We start from the raw sequence: 1,143 nt of genomic DNA, 5'->3' as shown, positions 1-1,143 counted from the left end.
TTTGATCAAATCGATAACGCTCCAGAAGAGCGTGAGCGTGGTATCACAATCTCAACTTCACATGTTGAGTATGACACGCCTAAGCGTCACTATGCACACGTAGATTGCCCAGGACACGCGGATTATGTTAAGAACATGATCACTGGTGCTGCGCAAATGGACGGCGGAATCTTGGTTGTTGCGGCAACTGACGGTCCTATGCCTCAAACACGTGAGCACATCTTGTTGGGTCGCCAAGTTGGTATCCCTTACATGATCGTATTCATGAACAAATGTGACATGGTTGACGACGAAGAGTTGTTGGAACTAGTAGAAATGGAAGTACGTGAACTTCTAACAGAATACGAATTCCCAGGTGACGACTTACCAGTAATTCAAGGTTCAGCGCTTAAAGCGTTGGAAGGTGATGCAGCATGGGAAGCAAAAATCATAGAGCTTGCAGAAGCACTAGATAGCTATATCCCAGAGCCAGAGCGTGCAATTGATAAGCCGTTCATTTTGCCAATTGAAGATGTATTCTCAATCTCAGGTCGTGGAACAGTAGTAACCGGTCGTGTAGAGCAAGGTATCATCAAAGTAGGTGAAGAAGTTGAGATTGTTGGTATCAAAGATACAACGAAAACAACTTGTACTGGTGTAGAGATGTTCCGTAAGTTGCTTGACGAAGGTCGTGCAGGTGAAAACGTTGGTGTACTACTACGTGGTACTAAACGTGATGACGTAGAGCGTGGTCAAGTATTGGCTAAGCCTGGTTCAATCACTCCACACACCCAGTTTGAAGCTGAAGTGTATGTATTGTCTAAAGATGAAGGTGGTCGTCATACTCCATTCTTCAAAGGCTATCGTCCACAGTTTTACTTCCGTACAACGGACATCACTGGTGCAGTAGAATTACCAGAAGGTGTAGAAATGGTAATGCCTGGCGACAACTTGAAATTCAAAGTTGAGCTAATCAACCCAATCGCGATGGACGAAGGTTTACGCTTCGCAATCCGTGAAGGTGGCCGTACTGTTGGTGCTGGTGTTGTAGCAAAAATCATCGCTTAATAGCGAGATAAAGTACAAAAGTATTTAAAAAGCCGCTCTTAGAGCGGCTTTTTTTGTGCCTGCGATTTGTATTTACAATATTTGTAGCATGGCCTT

The 1,143-nt window shown here is 44.3% G+C and carries 1 protein-coding gene; it reads left to right on the top strand.

Features of this window, described 5'->3' with window-relative positions:
• The coding region (gene tuf / locus KO530_RS00005; RefSeq protein WP_216046343.1) for an elongation factor Tu at positions 1-1,047 on the top strand (1,047 nt) is incomplete at its 5' end.
• Positions 1,048-1,143 lie beyond the last annotated feature (96 nt).

The organism is Aliiglaciecola lipolytica (assembly GCF_018860635.1).
GTDB lineage: Bacteria > Pseudomonadota > Gammaproteobacteria > Enterobacterales > Alteromonadaceae > Aliiglaciecola > Aliiglaciecola lipolytica_A.
Note: the sequence above shows the minus strand (reverse complement) of the source record. Positions and strands in the feature narration are given on the sequence as shown.